The following is a 15288-nucleotide window of genomic DNA, read 5'->3' as shown; positions in this document are numbered from 1 at the left end:
ACAGGTGTTCGGTGTCATCGCGAGATCAGGCGTTTTCGAGCAGGCTATGCAGCTCGACGAATTGCTGGGTCAGCTTGTGCCGTGGGTCGAGGTGGATCAGCGGCGTGTTGGCCTGATGCGATTCGCGCATGCGCACCGAAGTGCCCAGGTACACCGGCAGCACGGGCAATCCTTCGGCAATCAGCTCGTCGAGGATCTGCTGCGGCAGGCTGGCGCGGGCCTGGAACTGGTTGACGACGATGCCTTCCACTTCCAGCCCTTCGTTGTGGTCGTCCTTCAATTCTTCGATTTCCGCCAGCAGACCGTACAGTGCCTGACGCGAGAAACTGTCGCAGTCGAAGGGGATCAGCACACGATCGGCGGCAATCAAGGCAGAAACCGCATAAAAGTTTAGTGCTGGCGGCGTATCGAGGTAGATCCGGTCGTAATCTTCGGCCAACTCGTCGAGCAGTTTGCGCAGCTTGTTGATCTTGTGTTTCGCCTCAAGCTTGGGCTGCAAGTCCGCCAGTTCGGCGGTGGCGGTGATGACGTGGAGGTTGTCGAACGGGGTTTCGTAGATATCGACCTGGTTTTTCTTCGAAAACGGGCCTGAAGACAGCGTTTGCTTGAAGAAGTCGGCAATCCCCATCGGAATGTCATTACCGGTGAGCCCGGTGAGGTACTGGGTCGAATTGGCCTGAGCATCAAGATCCACCAACAGGGTGCGATAGCCCTCGCTGGCACTGACCGCCGCCAGATTGCAGGCAATGCTGGATTTGCCTACGCCGCCTTTCTGATTGAATACCACGCGCCGCATGTCAAAACCTCCGTGTATCAAAGAATGACCGAGTGTAGTAGTCCACGGCGTCGCTTAGCTACCTCGCCGGCACAGGGACTACGCAGTCAGGTGCAAACACTCACCGAAAAAGCCGCCTTCTCGTCCGGAAAAATGCTCTCGGCGCCGACAGACATCCGTCCACCGATGTGAATAATGGCCAAACGACAGCTTTTCACGAACCAATCGGTACATTTCGTTGAGCAAAATGTAACCAGCATTTGCTACGCGCTCGCCGCAACGGGATAATGCGCGCCACTCGACGCTCAGCGTCACGTCAGGTGAATCGCCGATTTTGCGACTTGCCGCGTCAAGAAAGCCCGCAGGGGCGGGATGAATGTCTGTGATCAACTTCAACATCGCCCAATGGCGCGCGTGGGCCCCTGGGCTCGAAAGCGTGGACGATTGGCAGGCCTGGAGCCGACAACCGGTCGTGCTGCCAAGCTGCGATGCCGCCCCCGACGTCTCGTTTCTGCCGGCCATGCAACGGCGGCGGCTCAGCCGCCTGGCGCGGATGGCGTTCAGTGTCGGCTGGCCATTGGCCGATGGTCGCCCTGACCTACCGTTGGTCTTTATTTCCCGCCACGGCGAAACCCCGCGCACCTTCGAAATCCTCAGCGATCTGGCCGCCGATCAGCCCCTGTCGCCGACTCAGTTCAGCCTGTCTGTGCACAACGCAGTCATCGGCCTGTGGTCGATCATGCGCGGCGAAACCAGCGAAATGACCGCGCTGGCTGCGGCCGGCGATGGCCTTGAACACGGCATGCTAGAGGCTGCGGCGCTGCTTGGCGAAGGAGCGCCCGCCGTCCTGCTGGTGGTCACCGAAGAGCAGCCACCCGAAGCCTATTCGAGCTGGATCGACGACGTGCCGTTTCCCTACGCGGTGGCTTTGTTGCTCACACCGGGCAATGACTGGCAACTGTCCTTGAACAGCACTTCGGATGAGTTGTCCAAAGCCCACTGGCCCCATGCCCTGAATCTCTTGCGTACCCTGCTGGGCCAGCAGACCACCTGCCAACATGCCTGGAAAAATCGTGTATGGAACTGGCAACGCAATCGGTAACCGAAAAAAACCGCGACGCCTATTACTGGCGTTTGCTGGCCACCGCCGCAAGCTTCACCCTCTTCGGATTGGGCGGGCTTTGCCTGCGCCTGGTGGTATTCCCGGTGCTAAGCTGTCTGCCCGGCGATGCCCAGACGCACCGCTTGCGCGCGCGGCAAACCGTCAGCCGCTGTTTCTGGTTTTTCGTCCGGTTCATGGCCCGCACCGGCGTGCTGACCTACGACATCGAGGGCGCGGAAAAACTCGGCCGCCCCGGGCAGATGATCATCGCCAATCACCCATCGCTGATCGACGTGGTGTTCCTGATCGGCCTGGTGCGCCATTCCAACTGCGTGGTCAAAAGCAGCCTGTGGGAAAACCCTTTCACCCGTGGCCCGTTACGCTGCACCGAATACATCAGCAACGACGGCAGCATGGACATGCTCGACGCCGCGGCCGACGCGCTGAAAAGCGGCCAGACACTGATCATTTTTCCCGAAGGCACCCGCACCCAACCCGGCGAAGCACCCGCCTTCCATCGGGGTGCGGCGTCGATCGCACTGCGCGGTGCGAAAATTCTCACACCGGTGGTCATCAAGGTCAGCCCGACCACTTTGACCAAGGCCGAACCCTGGTATCGGATCCCTAAACGTCGCGTGCACTTCAGTTTCCGTGTCGGGGCCGATATAGACCCACAGGCCTTCGCTGCACAAGGCCCGGCGCCTCAAGCCTCGCGCAAGCTCAATGATTACCTGCATCACTACTTTATTAAGGAGCTCGCCGAAGATGAGCGATCTGCACCGTGAAATAAAACTGTTGATCATCGACGCCCTTGGCCTCGAAGACATCAGCGTCGAAGACATCGGCAACGACCAGACGCTGTTCGGTGAAGGCCTGGGCCTGGACTCCGTCGACGCCCTGGAACTCGGCCTGGCGATCCAGAAAAAGTACGGCATCAAAATCGATGCCGACGCCAAGGACACCCGCAATCACTTCAGCAACGTGGCGAGCCTTGCGGCGTTCGTCACTGCAAAACAGGCAGCTTGAGACCGGACCATGCAAACTCGTGACGACATTTTCAACACCTTGCGCGATGCCTTGGTCGAACTCTTCGAGCTGGATCCAGAACGTGTCAGCCTCGACTCCAACCTGTACCAGGACCTGGAAATCGACAGCATTGACGCGGTCGACCTGATCGATCACATCAAACGCCAGACCGGCAAGAAAATCGCCGCCGAAGAATTCAAATCGGTGCGTACCGTCAGCGACGTCGTCGAGGCGGTCTACCGTCTGGTTCAGCCGGCCGCATGAGTCGACTGATCGGCCTCGGCCTGCTGCTCGCGGGGCTGCTGTACCCTTTCGCGGTGTATTTCGGCATGGAGCATTTCGCCCCGTGGCAGTTCGGCCTGCTGCTGGGCAGCCTGTGGCTGGCGCGAGCGGTGACGGGCGTGCGGCGACCAGGGAGCCTGTGGATGGCCATCGTCGCCATCGTGTTTTGCCTGTTGCTCGCACTGTTCGACAGCCCCGCCATGCTGCGCTGGTACCCCGTGCTGATCAGCGGCTTCATGCTGGTGCTGTTCGGGTTGAGCCTGAAATTCGGCCCGCCGATGATCGAGCGCCTGGCCCGCCTGCGTGAGCCACGCTTGCCGGCCAAGGCCATTCGTTACACCCGCCAGGTCACCATTGCCTGGTGCTGGTTTTTTCTTTGCAACGGTTTGTGCGCCGCCGCCCTGACCCTCTGGGCGCCGCTAAGTTGGTGGATGTTGTACACCGGCCTGATCTCCTATGGGTTGATCGGCCTGATGTTTGCCATTGAATGGCTTATACGACAACGGGTACGAGGCCACCCATGAATTGGATAAAACTTGAGCACCTGTTGCTCAAGGCTCAGCCGGAACGCGCCGTAACGGCCGGGCCGGTGCTGAATCACGCACAATTGTGCGAACAGGCCCTGAGCCTGGCCGCCGGCCTGCAAGCGCAGGGTGTGCAGCGCATTGCCGTGCATCTGGAAGACGCCGCCGACCTGGCGATTGCCCTGCTTGGCGCCTGGCGGGCCGGGGTCAGCGTGTTGCTGCCTGCCGACCTGCAACCCCAGACGCGCCAGCGCTGGTCGAGCGAAGTCGATCTGTGGCTGACGGATCAGGCCGATGACGCTCAGTTGAGCGACTATCGCCATGCGCCGCTAAGTGCAGCAGCGCTGGACCTGGATCGCTGCACGCTTAGCCTGTGCACCTCCGGCTCCAGTGGCGCGCCCAAACGCATCGACAAAAACCTGCGCCAACTGGCCAATGAAGTCGAAGCCCTGGAACAACTCTGGGGCGCCGATCTGGCTGAAGCCTGCATCATCGGCAGCGTCGCCACCCAACACATCTACGGTTTGCTGTTTCGGGTGTTGTGGCCGCTGTGTGCCGGGCGCTCGTTCGTGCGCAAGCAACTGGCCTTTCCGGAAGATTTGCAGCGCGCCAGCCGCGAACACCCGGCCTTCGCCTGGGTCGCCAGCCCGGCGCTGCTCAAGCGCATGGGCGACAACCTCGACTGGCCGGCCTTGAGCGCAGTTCGTCGGGTGTTTTCCTCGGGCGGCGCATTGCCGGCCGAGGCGGCGCAAAGCCTGCAGCAACGCCTGCAACAGTGGCCGACGGAAATCTTCGGCAGCTCGGAAACCGGCGGCATTGCCTGGCGCCAGGGACTTGATTTGTGGCAGCCGTTTGCCGGCATCGAATTGAGCCAGGACAGCGATGGCGCGCTGCTCATTGCCTCGCCGTACCTGCCACCGGGTCATATTGAACACACCGCGGATGCCGCGCGAATCGCTGCCGACGGCCGCTTCGAATTGCTGGGCCGTCTGGACCGGATCGTCAAACTGGAAGAAAAACGTATCTCCCTGCCGATGCTGGAACACGCGCTGATGGCCCACGACTGGGTCGCCGAAGCGCGCCTGGGCGTGGTTCAGGAAAATCGCGCGTCACTGGGTGCATTGCTGGTGCTGAGCGAGCAAGGTTTGCATGCCTTGCGCAATCAAGGTCGACGCACCCTCACTCAGGCATTGCGCCAACACCTGAGCCAGCATTGCGAAGCCCTTGCCTTGCCTCGACGTTGGCGTTTACTGCGGCAGTTGCCGCTGAACGCTCAGGGCAAACTGCCTCAGGCCGACGTCGAGGCGCAGTTGCTGGCGCCGCGTCCAAAGGCGCCGCAAGTGCTGGAGCAGGTCGAAACCGATGGCGAATGGAGCCTGCAACTGGCGGTGCCACCGGACCTCGCCTACTTCAGCGGCCATTTCCCTCAGGCGCCGGTATTGCCCGGCGTGGTGCAAGTGGATTGGGCGTTGAGCCTTGGCCAGCAACTGATGAACCTGCCAGAAAAATTCGCCGGCATGGAAGTGCTGAAGTTCCAGCAACTGGTGCGCCCCGGCGATGAAATCCAGTTACACCTGCGTTTCGATCCGGTACGCAGCAAGTTGTATTTCGCCTATCGCAACGAGACCGCCACGTGTTCCAGCGGGCGGATTTTGCTGGAGGCTTCGAGTGATGCATAAATTTGGTGAGTGCTACGCACTCAATCGCGAGCAGGCTCGCTCCCACAAGGGGCCGTTTTGCACAATTCCAATGTGGGAGCGAGCCTGCTCGCGATGGAATCAACGCGGTCTCCCAGGTGTACGCCAACATGCATAACCCCTGCGCCGTCGTGCCCGTCTACAACCACGAAACCGCCATCACCACGGTGGTCGACGCCCTGATTACCTGCGGCCTGCCGTGCATTCTGGTGGACGATGCCAGCAGCCCGGCCTGCGCCAAGGTGCTCGATCGCCTGGCGGAGCGCGAGATGGTCTACCTGATCCGCCTCGCCGCCAACCAGGGCAAGGGTGGCGCGGTCATGACCGGTCTGCGCGAAGCCTCACGCCTGGGCTTCAGCCACGCCTTGCAGGTGGACGCCGACGGCCAGCACGACCTGCAAGACGTCGCGACGTTCATCGAACACTCACGCACCCATCCGCGCGAAGTGATCTGCGGCTATCCGCAATACGACGCCAGTGTGCCGAAAGGTCGGTTGTACGCTCGTTACCTGACGCACGTGATGGTGTGGATCAACACCTTGTCGTTGCAGATTCGCGATTCCATGTGCGGTTTCCGCGTCTATCCATTGTCACCGACCCTCGCCGTGATCGAATCGGCCAAAGTCGGCAAGCGCATGGACTTCGACTCGGACATTCTGGTGCGCCTGTCCTGGCGCAATCAGCCGATGCAGTGGTTGCCCACCAAGGTGCATTACCCGCTGGACGGCGTCTCGCATTTCCGCATGTTCCACGACAATGTGCTGATTTCGAGCATGCATACCCGGTTGTTCTTCGGCATGTTGCTGCGGGCGCCGGTGATTCTCTGGCGGCGGTGGCGAGCATGAGCAGCAACGTCGACAAAAAGCATTGGGCCGACCGCGAGGAGCGCGGCAGTTTCTGGCTGATGAAGCTCACTGCGTTCGGCGCCAAAGTCCTTGGCCGCCGACTGTTGAGCCCGCTGTTGTACGGCATCGTTCTGTACTTTTTCCTGTTCGGTCGCAGTGCCCGCCGCAGTGCCTGGCAATACCAGCAACGCCTCGCAGACTGGAGCGCCCGCACTGAATTGCGCCCGACCCATTGGCGGGTATTCGGTCAGTTCATGGCCTTCGCAGATTCGATGCTCGACAAACTCGACGTGTGGAACGGCAAGCTGAGCATCGAGCAGATCGAAATCGTCGACCCGGCGTTGCTGCGCAATCAGTTGCGTGGCAGCCGCGGGCAACTGCTGGTGGGCGCACACCTGGGCAATCTCGAAGTCTGCCGCGCGCTGGCGGAGATCGGCGAAAAGGTCACGATGAACGTGCTGGTGCACACCAAGCACGCCGAGCAGTTCAATCGTCTGCTGGGCGAAGCCGGGGCCACCAATCTGCGGCTGATCCAGGTCAGCGAACTGGACCCGGTGATCATGCTGCAACTGCACGAGCGCCTGGAGCGCGGCGAATGGCTGGCGATTGCCGGTGATCGCGTGCCGTTGCACGGCGGTCGCAGCGTGACCGTGGATTTCCTTGGCCATCCGGCAAAGTTTCCGCAGGGCCCGTGGTTGTTGGCCGGCCTGTTGAAATGCCCGGTCAACCTGATGCTGTGCCTGAAAAAACCCGACGGCGATTATCGACTGACCCTCGAACCGTTCGCCGATGCGATCACCTGGAAGCGCAGCGACCGCGAGCAGGTCATTCATCAGTGGGCGACCCGCTACGCCGAGCGCCTGGGTCACTATTGCCTCGAAGCACCTCAACAATGGTTCAACTTTTACCCTTTCTGGAAGACCGATGACGACGCCAACGCTTGAGCCGGTAACCTTCGGCGAACTCCCTTTGCGCATCGAAGACGTGCTGGCCCTGGCCAACCGTCAGGTGCCGACGCAGTTGCAGGCTGACCCTGCGTACCGCGAGCGCATCGCCAAGGGCGCACGATTCCTCGATTCCCTGCTGGACAAGGAAGGCGTGATTTATGGCGTGACCACCGGTTACGGCGATTCCTGCGTGGTCGCGGTGCCGCTGCATCACGTCGAAGCGTTGCCGCGTCATCTGTACACGTTCCACGGTTGCGGCCTGGGCAAACTGCTCGACGCCCAAGCCACCCGCGCGGTGCTGGCTGCACGTTTGCAGTCGCTGTGCCACGGCGTGTCGGGGGTTCGCATCGAGCTGCTGGAACGCCTGCAAGCATTCCTTGAACACGACATCTTGCCGCTGATCCCGGAAGAAGGTTCAGTGGGCGCCAGCGGTGATCTGACGCCGCTGTCCTACGTCGCGGCGACCCTGTCCGGCGAACGCGAAGTGATGTTCCGTGGCGAACGCCGCCAGGCCGCCGATGTGCACCGCGAACTCGGTTGGGAGCCGCTGGTGCTGCGCCCCAAAGAAGCGCTGGCGCTGATGAACGGCACCGCCGTCATGACCGGCCTCGCTTGCCTCGCCTATGCCCGCGCCGATTACCTGCTGCAACTTGCCACGCGCATCACCGCGCTGAACGTGGTCGCGTTGCAAGGCAATCCGGAGCACTTCGACGAGCACCTGTTCGCCACCAAACCGCATCCGGGGCAAATGCAAGTCGCCGCGTGGCTGCGCAAGGATCTGGCGATCGACGCGCCGACCGCACCGCTGCATCGCCTGCAAGACCGCTATTCCCTGCGCTGCGCGCCGCACGTACTGGGCGTCTTGGCCGACAGCCTGAACTGGCTGCGTTCGTTCATCGAGATCGAACTCAACAGCGCCAACGACAACCCGATCATCGACGCCGAAGCCGAGCGCGTGCTGCACGGCGGGCATTTCTACGGCGGCCACATCGCGTTCGCCATGGACAGCCTGAAAAACCTGGTGGCCAACGTGGCCGACCTGCTCGACCGTCAACTCGCGTTGCTGGTGGACGAGCGTTACAACCATGGCTTGCCGAGCAATTTGTCCGGCGCCACGGCAGATCGAGCGATGCTCAACCACGGCTTCAAAGCCGTGCAGATCGGCACCAGCGCCTGGACCGCCGAGGCGCTGAAAAACACCATGCCGGCCAGCGTGTTTTCACGCTCCACCGAATGCCACAACCAGGACAAGGTGAGCATGGGCACCATCGCTGCCCGCGATGCCATTCGTGTGCTGGAGCTGACCGAACAGGTCGCCGCTGCCACACTGCTCGCCGCCAATCAAGGCGTGTGGCTGCGCAGCAAGGCCGAGGACGCGCGCCCGTTGCCGCCGGCCCTTGCTGCCATGCATGAAGAGCTGGCCAAGGACTTCCCGCCGGTCATCGAAGACCGCGCGCTGGAAGGCGAATTGCGCCTGTGCCTGAAACGGATTGCCGAGCAACACTGGAGGCTGCATGCGTAGCAAGGGAGTGCTTCACACTGATACGGAAATCCTCGTGCCGTTCTTTGACGTCGACAGCATGAACGTGGTCTGGCACGGCCATTACGTCAAATACCTGGAAATCGCCCGTTGTGCGCTGCTGGATAAAATCGGCCACAACTACACGGCCATGTCCGAGTCGGGTTACGCCTGGCCGGTGATCGACCTGCAATTGCGCTATGTGCGTGGTGCCGTGTTCGGCCAAAAGCTGAACGTGCGCGCCAATCTGGTGGAGTGGGAGAACCGGCTGAAGATCAACTACCTGATCAGCGACCTGGAAACCGGCGAACGCTTGACCCGCGCCGTCTCCGTGCAGGTTGCAGTCGACATGAGCAGCCGTGAGATGCAATTGGCCTCGCCCAAAATCTTCACCGACGCCGTCGAGAGGGCCCTGCCATGATTTTCTGCCCTCCCCCTGTGGGAGCGAGCCTGCTCGCGATGGTCGTTAACGATGACGCTGGACACGTGACACTCCGCGGCGCTCTCAGGTTTTTCGCGAGCAAGCTCGCTCCTACAGTGTTGTGCCTGTTGCTGGGCATTCCAGGCCTGGCCCATGCCTTCGATCTGCAACAGCTCAGCGATCAACTGGCCAAACCCGATGTGATCCACGGCCACTTCATCCAGGAAAAACACCTGCGCGCCCTGCCCCAGCCGCTGACCAGCAAAGGCACGTTCGTCCTCGCGAAAAACCACGGCCTGCTGTGGTTGCTGAAAACTCCGCTGCAACAGGATTACCGCATCACCGGCAAAGGCATTGCGCGACGTGACGCCAGCGGCTGGCAAATGCTGCCCGGCAAGAGTGCCGGCGCCGAGCAGAACCGCTTGTTCCTCGCCGTGCTGCAAGGCGACAGCAGCGGACTGCAACGGGACTTCGAACTGTCGCTGAGCGGTGAGGCGCAGAACTGGAAACTGACGCTGACCCCGCGTTCGCTGCTGCTCAAGCAGGTGTTCAATCAGATCAACATCACCGGCGGCGAATTGGTGAACACCATCGAGCTGCTGGAAACCCAGGGTGACAGCACCTTGCTGCGGATGCAGGACAGCACCAGCACCCAACCGTTGAGCGACGCGGAGCAACATGACTTTGCCGAGTGAACGCACGCTTCCACGGCTGTTTCTGATCCTGCTGCTGGCGGTGCTCGCGCTCGCCGGTTGGCAATGGCGGGACGGCGCGCCGCTGTCCGCCAACCTGATGGAACTGGTGCCGGGCACGGCGCCGGACGCGCTGGAACTGCGCGCCGAACAACGCATGCAAGAACCGCTGAACCGCGAAATGCTGGTGCTGGTCGGTCACACAGATCGCCAGCAAGCCGTCGCCATGGCGCAGAAACTGGGCGAGCAATGGCAGGCCAGCGGTTTGTTCGAAAAGGTCCAGTGGACCCTGCAAGCCGACTTGCCGGCGCTGCGCACGCAACTGCTGCAAGGCCGGTTGGCGATGCTCTCGGCAGCGGATCGCCAGCAACTGATTGAGCATCCCGACGCGTTCATCCAGCAACGGGTGCAGGCATTGTTCGACCCATTCACCGGTTTCAGCCTGGTGGCGAGCCAGGATGACTGGCTGGGCCTGACCGGGCGCATCCAGAACAGCCAGCCGCAACACGGTTCGGTGCAACTGGACATCGGCAGCGGCGCACTGGTTGCCGATGCCGACGGCAAGAGCTGGGTGTTGCTGCGGGCGCGCACCACCGGCAACGCTTTCGACATGAACCTGCCGCTGCAAGTGGCCGATCTGCTCAAGCACAGCCGTGAAGAAGCGGCCCAGGCTGACGTGCAACTGCTGGCCGCCAGCGGCTTGCTCTACGCGGCCAACGGGCAGCGGCAAGCCTCACGCGAGATAACCTGGGTCGGCGGCGGTGCCACTGTCGGCATTCTGTTGCTGTTGTTGCTGGCCTTCCGCCGTTTGCGCGTATTGCTGGCGTTCGTCCCGGTGCTGGTGGGCATGCTGTTTGGCGCGGTGGCGTGCGTGGCGCTGTTCGGCCATATGCATGTGATGACGCTGGTGCTCGGCTCCAGCCTGATCGGCGTCGCAGTCGATTACCCGCTGCACTATTTGTCCAAGAGCTGGAGCCTGAAACCCTGGCACAGCTGGCCGGCGTTGCGCCTGACCTTGCCGGGGCTGACGCTGAGCCTGATCACCAGTTGCATCGGTTACCTCGCGCTGGCCTGGACCCCGTTCCCGGCCCTGACCCAGATCGCCGTGTTCTCCGCCGCCGGGCTGCTCGGCGCCTACCTGTCGGCGGTGTGCCTGTTGCCTGCGCTGCTCAAGGGTTCGGATTTGCGCCCGGCGCAATGGCCATTGCGCGTCGCCGAGTATTTGCTGGCGCTGCGCGAAAGGCTGTTGAAAATCGCCCGTACGCCCGTGCTGCTGGTGCTGCTGATTGCCTTCTGCGTGGGCGGTCTGTTGCAGCTCGATACCAAAAACGATATTCGCCAATGGGTCGGCGCACCGCAGCAATTGACCGACGAAGCCCAGACCATTGCGCGCATCACCGGCTACCAACCCACCAGCCAGTTCTTCCTGGTGCGAGCGGCCAATCAACAAGCATTGCTCGAACGCCAAACCGCGTTGAGCGAGCGGCTGGATCAGCTGGTCAATCTGAACAAACTTCAAGGCTATCTGTCGCTGAATCAACTGGTCAGCCAGCCCAGCGAGCAACGGCAAGTGCGCGAAGCGCTGAACAAGTTGCCGGGGTTCTGGCAACCGTTGCTCGACGTCGGCGTGCCGGTCGAAGCTCTGAAAACCGAATTGGCGAAGTTGCAGGCCCTGCCGGTCGAAGACATCGACAGCGCACTGACTGGTCCGCTGGCCGAACCCTATCGCACGCTATGGCTGGGCCCGACCGAAGACGGCGTGGCGGCGATGGTCAGCCTGCAAGGCCTGAACAACCCTGCACTGCTGCGGGTGCAAGCGCTGGACTTGCCGGGGGTGGAACTGGTGGATCGTCTGGGCGAATTGAATAACGTGTTCGCCAAAACCCAGATCAGCGCTGCGGAACTGAAACTCGCCTCCTGCGTGCTGATCGTACTGGTGCTGATCCTGCCGTTCGGCCTTGGCGGCGCGTTGCGCATCGTCGCCCTGCCGTTGCTGGCGGCGCTGTGCAGCCTCGCCAGTCTCGGCTGGCTCGGACAGCCGCTGACGTTGTTCAGCCTGTTCGGCCTGCTGCTGGTGACGGCAATCAGCGTCGATTACGCGATCCTCATGCGCGAACAGGTCGGCGGTGCCGCCGTCAGCCTGCTGGGCACCCTGCTGGCGGCGTTGACCACGTGGCTGTCGTTCGGATTGCTGGCCGTGTCCAGCACCCCGGCGGTGAGCAACTTCGGGTTGTCGGTGAGCCTCGGCCTGGCGTTCAGCTTCATCCTCGCGCCGTGGGCCGGACGGCACGTGCAAGCGGCCACGGTCGCGGAGTCGGCAGCGTGATGGTCGTGTTGTTCTGGGCAATGGCCCTGGCGCTGTTCGCCGTGGCCACGCGTGTCGGGCAGCACTTCGGTTTGATCCCGATCGTCAGCCAGTTGTTGCTGGCCACCGTCGGTTTGCCGCTGCTGATGTACTTCTGGATCGAACCTCAATGGCACTTGAGCGGCGCAACGCTGGTCGCTCCGATCTGGCTGAAAAACCTCTACAGCCTGAGTTTCGCGCTATTGCTGGGCTACATCCTCAGCGACGTGATCGACCTGCGCCTGGACCGCCAGAGCCTGAAAATCGCCCTGCCGAGTTTCTGCATTCCGTTCGCCGGCGGGCTCGCGACAGCGATCTGGCTGCTGCCGCCACAGCCGTGGATCAGCTCTTTGGCGGTCGGGCTGCTGTTCGCCATTACCGCGATTCCGGTGTTGTACCTGTACCTTCGGCATATCGACTACCCGGTCGCCGCGACCCGGCGCCTGGTACAAACCGCGATCCTCATCGACCTCACGTGCTGGACCGTGTTCGCCATCGCTCAAGGCAGCCTGCACCTGAGCAGTTTGTTGCTGCCCTTGGTCTGCGCATGTGTGCCCTTGCTGCTGCGGGTGCTCGGCTTGCGCCAGCCACGGCTCTACAGCGGCTGTTTCTTCGGGTTGCTGGTGGTGGCCGAGCACTACAAGCTCAATGCGCTGATTGTCGGCATCGGTTATTTGTTGTGCATGGCCGCGCTGAAGGTGCCGCTGGTGCTGCCAATGCCGGCGGCGTGGATGAATCGCCTGCAGACCTGGATCGCGATCCCGTTGATCCTGACGTTTGGCATCGTGCAGATCAACGTCCACAGCGCCATGGACAGCCTGAGCTGGGCGCAACTGGCTGCGCTGCTGCTGTTCCCGATTGCCAGCAAACTGCTGGGCAACTGGCTGGGACTTGGCTGGGCCGGCGCTTCGTTTGCGGGCGCCAGCCGCTGGCGCGAAAGTGTGCTGCTCAATATTCGCGGCTTGAGCGAGATCGTCTTTCTCAACCTGCTGCTGCAACAACAGCTCATCAGCCCGCCGCTGTACTTTGCGCTGATGCTGATGGGTCTTATCGCGACATTGCTGCCGGCATTGGCCGGCATGCACCGAATCCCTTTGAAAGCTGCCGTCCCGGCAAGGAGCCCCCATGCCAATCGTTGAAATGGAACGTCGTCAGGTAGTGATCATCGGCGCCGGTCCATCGGGCGCCATCGCCGCCGCGCTGCTCAAGCGCAAAGGCCACGATGTGTTAGTGATCGAACGCCAGCATTTCCCACGGTTCTCCATCGGCGAAAGCCTGCTGTCGCACTGCCTGGATTTCGTCGAAGAAGCCGGCATGCTCGAAGCGGTTAACGCTGCAGGTTTCCAGCTGAAAACCGGTGCGGCGTTCGCCTGGGGCGAGCAGTACAGCGCCTTCGATTTCGGTGACACCTTCAGCAACGGCAAGCCGACCACGTTTCAAGTCCAGCGCGCCGATTTCGACAAACTGCTGGCCGATCAGGCCGCGCTGCAAGGCGCGGAAATCCGCTATGGCGAAGCGATCGTCAGCGTCGATATCGAGCGGGAAAAACCGCTGCTCGGCGTGCAGCGCGAGGATGGCAGCGAGTACCGCGTCGAGGCTGATTTCATGCTCGATGCCAGCGGCTACGGCCGCGTCCTGCCGCGCCTGCTCGACCTTGAGGCACCCTCGAATTTCCCGGTGCGCCAGGCGGTATTCACCCACGTCGAAGACCACATTGACCACCCGGGTTTCGACCGCACGAAAATCCTCGTCACCACGCATCCAACCAAACGCGATGTCTGGTTCTGGACCATCCCGTTCAGCAACGGCCGCTGCTCGGTGGGCGTGGTCGCGGCGGCGGAGCATTTCGCCGGTCGTGCCGATAATCTGGACGATTGCCTGCGCGGTTTCATTGCCGAGACGCCAAGCCTCTCCGGCGTGTTGAACAACGCGGTGTGGGATACGCCGGCGCGCACCATCGGCGGCTACTCGGCCAACGTCAAAACCTTGCACGGACCAGGCTTTGCGCTGCTGGGCAACGCGGCAGAATTTCTCGACCCGGTGTTCTCCTCCGGCGTGACCATCGCCATGCGTTCGGCGAGCATGGCCGCCGGGGTTTTGCATCGCCAGCTGCAAGGTGAACGTGTCGACTGGCAAACCGAGTTCGCCACACCGCTCAAGCGCGGCGTCGACACCTTCCGCTGCTACGTTGAAGGCTGGTATGCCGGGACGTTCCAGGACGTGATTTTCCATCCGGACAGCTCGCCGGACATCCGCCGCATGATCAGTTCGATCCTCGCCGGTTATGCCTGGGATGAACGCAATCCGTTCGTCGCCGAACCGAAACGCCGACTGCGGATGCTGTCGGAACTCTGTGCAAGGGATGCCACATGAGCTACTTGAGCGACAACTACGTCGAGGAGACGCGCTTCGGGTTCTGGTTCCTGCGCAGCCACACCTGGCAGCACCATGTGCTGCGTGTGGCAATCAATGACCTGCGCAGCCTCTTCAGCGAACCGTTGCCCGTCCATCCAGTGTTGCTGGATGCCGGTTGCGGCCAGGGCAAGTCGTTCCAGTACCTGCGCCAGACCTTTGCGCCACAGCGCCTGATCGGCGTGGACGCCGACCCGCACAGCCTCGACCTGAGCGGCGCAGAAGCCACCCGTCAGGGCATGAACGTGGAGTTGATCGGCAGCGACTGCGCCACGCTGGCCGTGCCGGATGCCAGCGTCGATCTGCTGTTCTGCCACCAGACCTTCCATCATCTGGTGGAACAGGACAAAGCGCTCGCCGAGTTCTACCGTGTGCTCAAGCCCGGTGGTTATCTGCTGTTCGCCGAATCCACCGAGGCTTACATTGATACCTGGGTGATCCGCTGGTTGTTCCGCCATCCGATGCACGTGCAGAAGAGCGCCGCCGGGTACCTTGAAATGATTCGTCGCCAGGGTTTCGAATTTGCCCCGCACAACGTGTCGTATCCCTACTTGTGGTGGAGTCGCGCCAAGGATTTCGGCCTGCTTGAACGCTGGGGTCTGCGCCAGCCAAAACCCTTCGGCCAACGGGAAGAAACCCTGGTCAATGTGGTGGCGCGCAAACCGCTTGAAGGTGCTGTGTGATGTTCACTGTCATTGGCTT

16 protein-coding genes are annotated in these 15288 nt (G+C 62.0%); 15 read left to right on the top strand and 1 reads right to left on the bottom strand.

Features of this window, described 5'->3' with window-relative positions; translation table 11 throughout:
- Positions 1 to 25: 25 nt before the first annotated feature.
- Complete coding sequence (locus IB245_RS05195) at positions 26 to 796, bottom strand: ParA family protein (RefSeq protein WP_008025116.1); 771 nt, start codon at positions 794 to 796, stop codon at positions 26 to 28.
- Between the two features lie 355 nt (positions 797 to 1151).
- On the opposite strand from IB245_RS05195, the gene IB245_RS05190 reads away from it, so the two are divergent.
- The 15 genes from IB245_RS05190 (at position 1152) to IB245_RS05120 (ending at position 15269) form a co-directional block, all read left to right on the top strand.
- Positions 1152 to 1877: a beta-ketoacyl synthase chain length factor gene (locus IB245_RS05190; RefSeq protein ID WP_192226884.1), complete on the top strand. Its 726-nt coding sequence runs from the start codon at positions 1152 to 1154 to the stop codon at positions 1875 to 1877.
- Positions 1853 to 2662 carry a lysophospholipid acyltransferase family protein gene (locus IB245_RS05185; protein ID WP_192226883.1) on the top strand — a complete coding sequence of 270 codons (810 nt, stop codon included), beginning with the start codon at positions 1853 to 1855 and terminating at the stop codon, positions 2660 to 2662. Before IB245_RS05190 ends, IB245_RS05185 begins: the two co-directional genes overlap by 25 nt.
- Positions 2643 to 2903, top strand: coding sequence for a phosphopantetheine-binding protein (locus IB245_RS05180; protein WP_008025122.1), 261 nt, complete (start codon positions 2643 to 2645; stop codon positions 2901 to 2903). Before IB245_RS05185 ends, IB245_RS05180 begins: the two co-directional genes overlap by 20 nt.
- A 9-nt stretch (positions 2904 to 2912) precedes the next feature.
- Positions 2913 to 3167, top strand: coding sequence for an acyl carrier protein (locus IB245_RS05175; RefSeq protein ID WP_008025124.1), 255 nt, complete (start codon positions 2913 to 2915; stop codon positions 3165 to 3167).
- A complete protein-coding gene (locus IB245_RS05170; protein ID WP_008025126.1) occupies positions 3164 to 3709 on the top strand; it encodes a hypothetical protein in 546 nt (181 codons plus the stop codon). Before IB245_RS05175 ends, IB245_RS05170 begins: the two co-directional genes overlap by 4 nt.
- Positions 3706 to 5388: an acyl-CoA synthetase family protein gene (locus IB245_RS05165; RefSeq protein ID WP_192226882.1), complete on the top strand. Its 1683-nt coding sequence runs from the start codon at positions 3706 to 3708 to the stop codon at positions 5386 to 5388. Before IB245_RS05170 ends, IB245_RS05165 begins: the two co-directional genes overlap by 4 nt.
- A gap of 128 nt (positions 5389 to 5516) precedes the next feature.
- Complete coding sequence (locus IB245_RS05160; protein WP_008025129.1) at positions 5517 to 6251, top strand: glycosyltransferase family 2 protein; 735 nt, start codon at positions 5517 to 5519, stop codon at positions 6249 to 6251.
- Positions 6248 to 7195: a glycosyl transferase gene (locus IB245_RS05155; protein ID WP_192226881.1), complete on the top strand. Its 948-nt coding sequence runs from the start codon at positions 6248 to 6250 to the stop codon at positions 7193 to 7195. Before IB245_RS05160 ends, IB245_RS05155 begins: the two co-directional genes overlap by 4 nt.
- A complete protein-coding gene (locus IB245_RS05150) occupies positions 7176 to 8720 on the top strand; it encodes an HAL/PAL/TAL family ammonia-lyase (protein ID WP_192226880.1) in 1545 nt (514 codons plus the stop codon). Before IB245_RS05155 ends, IB245_RS05150 begins: the two co-directional genes overlap by 20 nt.
- Positions 8713 to 9138 (top strand): acyl-CoA thioesterase, encoded by a 426-nt coding sequence (locus IB245_RS05145; RefSeq protein WP_192226879.1) that lies wholly within the window; start codon positions 8713 to 8715, stop codon positions 9136 to 9138. Before IB245_RS05150 ends, IB245_RS05145 begins: the two co-directional genes overlap by 8 nt.
- On the top strand, positions 9135 to 9833 hold the full coding sequence (locus IB245_RS05140; RefSeq protein WP_192226878.1) for an outer membrane lipoprotein carrier protein LolA: 699 nt from the start codon (positions 9135 to 9137) through the stop codon (positions 9831 to 9833). The genes IB245_RS05145 and IB245_RS05140 overlap by 4 nt, the downstream gene beginning before the upstream one ends.
- Positions 9817 to 12156, top strand: coding sequence for an MMPL family transporter (locus IB245_RS05135; protein ID WP_192226877.1), 2340 nt, complete (start codon positions 9817 to 9819; stop codon positions 12154 to 12156). The genes IB245_RS05140 and IB245_RS05135 overlap by 17 nt, the downstream gene beginning before the upstream one ends.
- On the top strand, positions 12156 to 13313 hold the full coding sequence (locus IB245_RS05130; protein ID WP_192227012.1) for a sodium:proton antiporter: 1158 nt from the start codon (positions 12156 to 12158) through the stop codon (positions 13311 to 13313). Before IB245_RS05135 ends, IB245_RS05130 begins: the two co-directional genes overlap by 1 nt.
- Complete coding sequence (locus IB245_RS05125) at positions 13300 to 14547, top strand: NAD(P)/FAD-dependent oxidoreductase (protein WP_192226876.1); 1248 nt, start codon at positions 13300 to 13302, stop codon at positions 14545 to 14547. Before IB245_RS05130 ends, IB245_RS05125 begins: the two co-directional genes overlap by 14 nt.
- Positions 14544 to 15269, top strand: coding sequence for a class I SAM-dependent methyltransferase (locus IB245_RS05120; protein ID WP_192226875.1), 726 nt, complete (start codon positions 14544 to 14546; stop codon positions 15267 to 15269). The genes IB245_RS05125 and IB245_RS05120 overlap by 4 nt, the downstream gene beginning before the upstream one ends.
- Positions 15270 to 15288 lie beyond the last annotated feature (19 nt).

This window comes from Pseudomonas sp. PDM02 (assembly GCF_014852285.1).
Lineage (GTDB): Bacteria > Pseudomonadota > Gammaproteobacteria > Pseudomonadales > Pseudomonadaceae > Aquipseudomonas > Aquipseudomonas migulae.
The sequence above is the reverse complement of the archived record's forward strand: the minus strand, read 5'-3'. Positions and strand labels throughout refer to the sequence as shown.

Coding starts and splice junctions, on each gene's coding strand:
- IB245_RS05195 (WP_008025116.1), bottom strand. CDS start 796: ATGCGGCGCGTGGTATTCAATCAGAAAGGCGGCGTAGGCAAATCCAGC.
- IB245_RS05190 (WP_192226884.1), top strand. CDS start 1,152: ATGTCTGTGATCAACTTCAACATCGCCCAATGGCGCGCGTGGGCCCCT.
- IB245_RS05185 (WP_192226883.1), top strand. CDS start 1,853: ATGGAACTGGCAACGCAATCGGTAACCGAAAAAAACCGCGACGCCTAT.
- IB245_RS05180 (WP_008025122.1), top strand. CDS start 2,643: ATGAGCGATCTGCACCGTGAAATAAAACTGTTGATCATCGACGCCCTT.
- IB245_RS05175 (WP_008025124.1), top strand. CDS start 2,913: ATGCAAACTCGTGACGACATTTTCAACACCTTGCGCGATGCCTTGGTC.
- IB245_RS05170 (WP_008025126.1), top strand. CDS start 3,164: ATGAGTCGACTGATCGGCCTCGGCCTGCTGCTCGCGGGGCTGCTGTAC.
- IB245_RS05165 (WP_192226882.1), top strand. CDS start 3,706: ATGAATTGGATAAAACTTGAGCACCTGTTGCTCAAGGCTCAGCCGGAA.
- IB245_RS05160 (WP_008025129.1), top strand. CDS start 5,517: ATGCATAACCCCTGCGCCGTCGTGCCCGTCTACAACCACGAAACCGCC.
- IB245_RS05155 (WP_192226881.1), top strand. CDS start 6,248: ATGAGCAGCAACGTCGACAAAAAGCATTGGGCCGACCGCGAGGAGCGC.
- IB245_RS05150 (WP_192226880.1), top strand. CDS start 7,176: ATGACGACGCCAACGCTTGAGCCGGTAACCTTCGGCGAACTCCCTTTG.
- IB245_RS05145 (WP_192226879.1), top strand. CDS start 8,713: ATGCGTAGCAAGGGAGTGCTTCACACTGATACGGAAATCCTCGTGCCG.
- IB245_RS05140 (WP_192226878.1), top strand. CDS start 9,135: ATGATTTTCTGCCCTCCCCCTGTGGGAGCGAGCCTGCTCGCGATGGTC.
- IB245_RS05135 (WP_192226877.1), top strand. CDS start 9,817: ATGACTTTGCCGAGTGAACGCACGCTTCCACGGCTGTTTCTGATCCTG.
- IB245_RS05130 (WP_192227012.1), top strand. CDS start 12,156: ATGGTCGTGTTGTTCTGGGCAATGGCCCTGGCGCTGTTCGCCGTGGCC.
- IB245_RS05125 (WP_192226876.1), top strand. CDS start 13,300: ATGCCAATCGTTGAAATGGAACGTCGTCAGGTAGTGATCATCGGCGCC.
- IB245_RS05120 (WP_192226875.1), top strand. CDS start 14,544: ATGAGCTACTTGAGCGACAACTACGTCGAGGAGACGCGCTTCGGGTTC.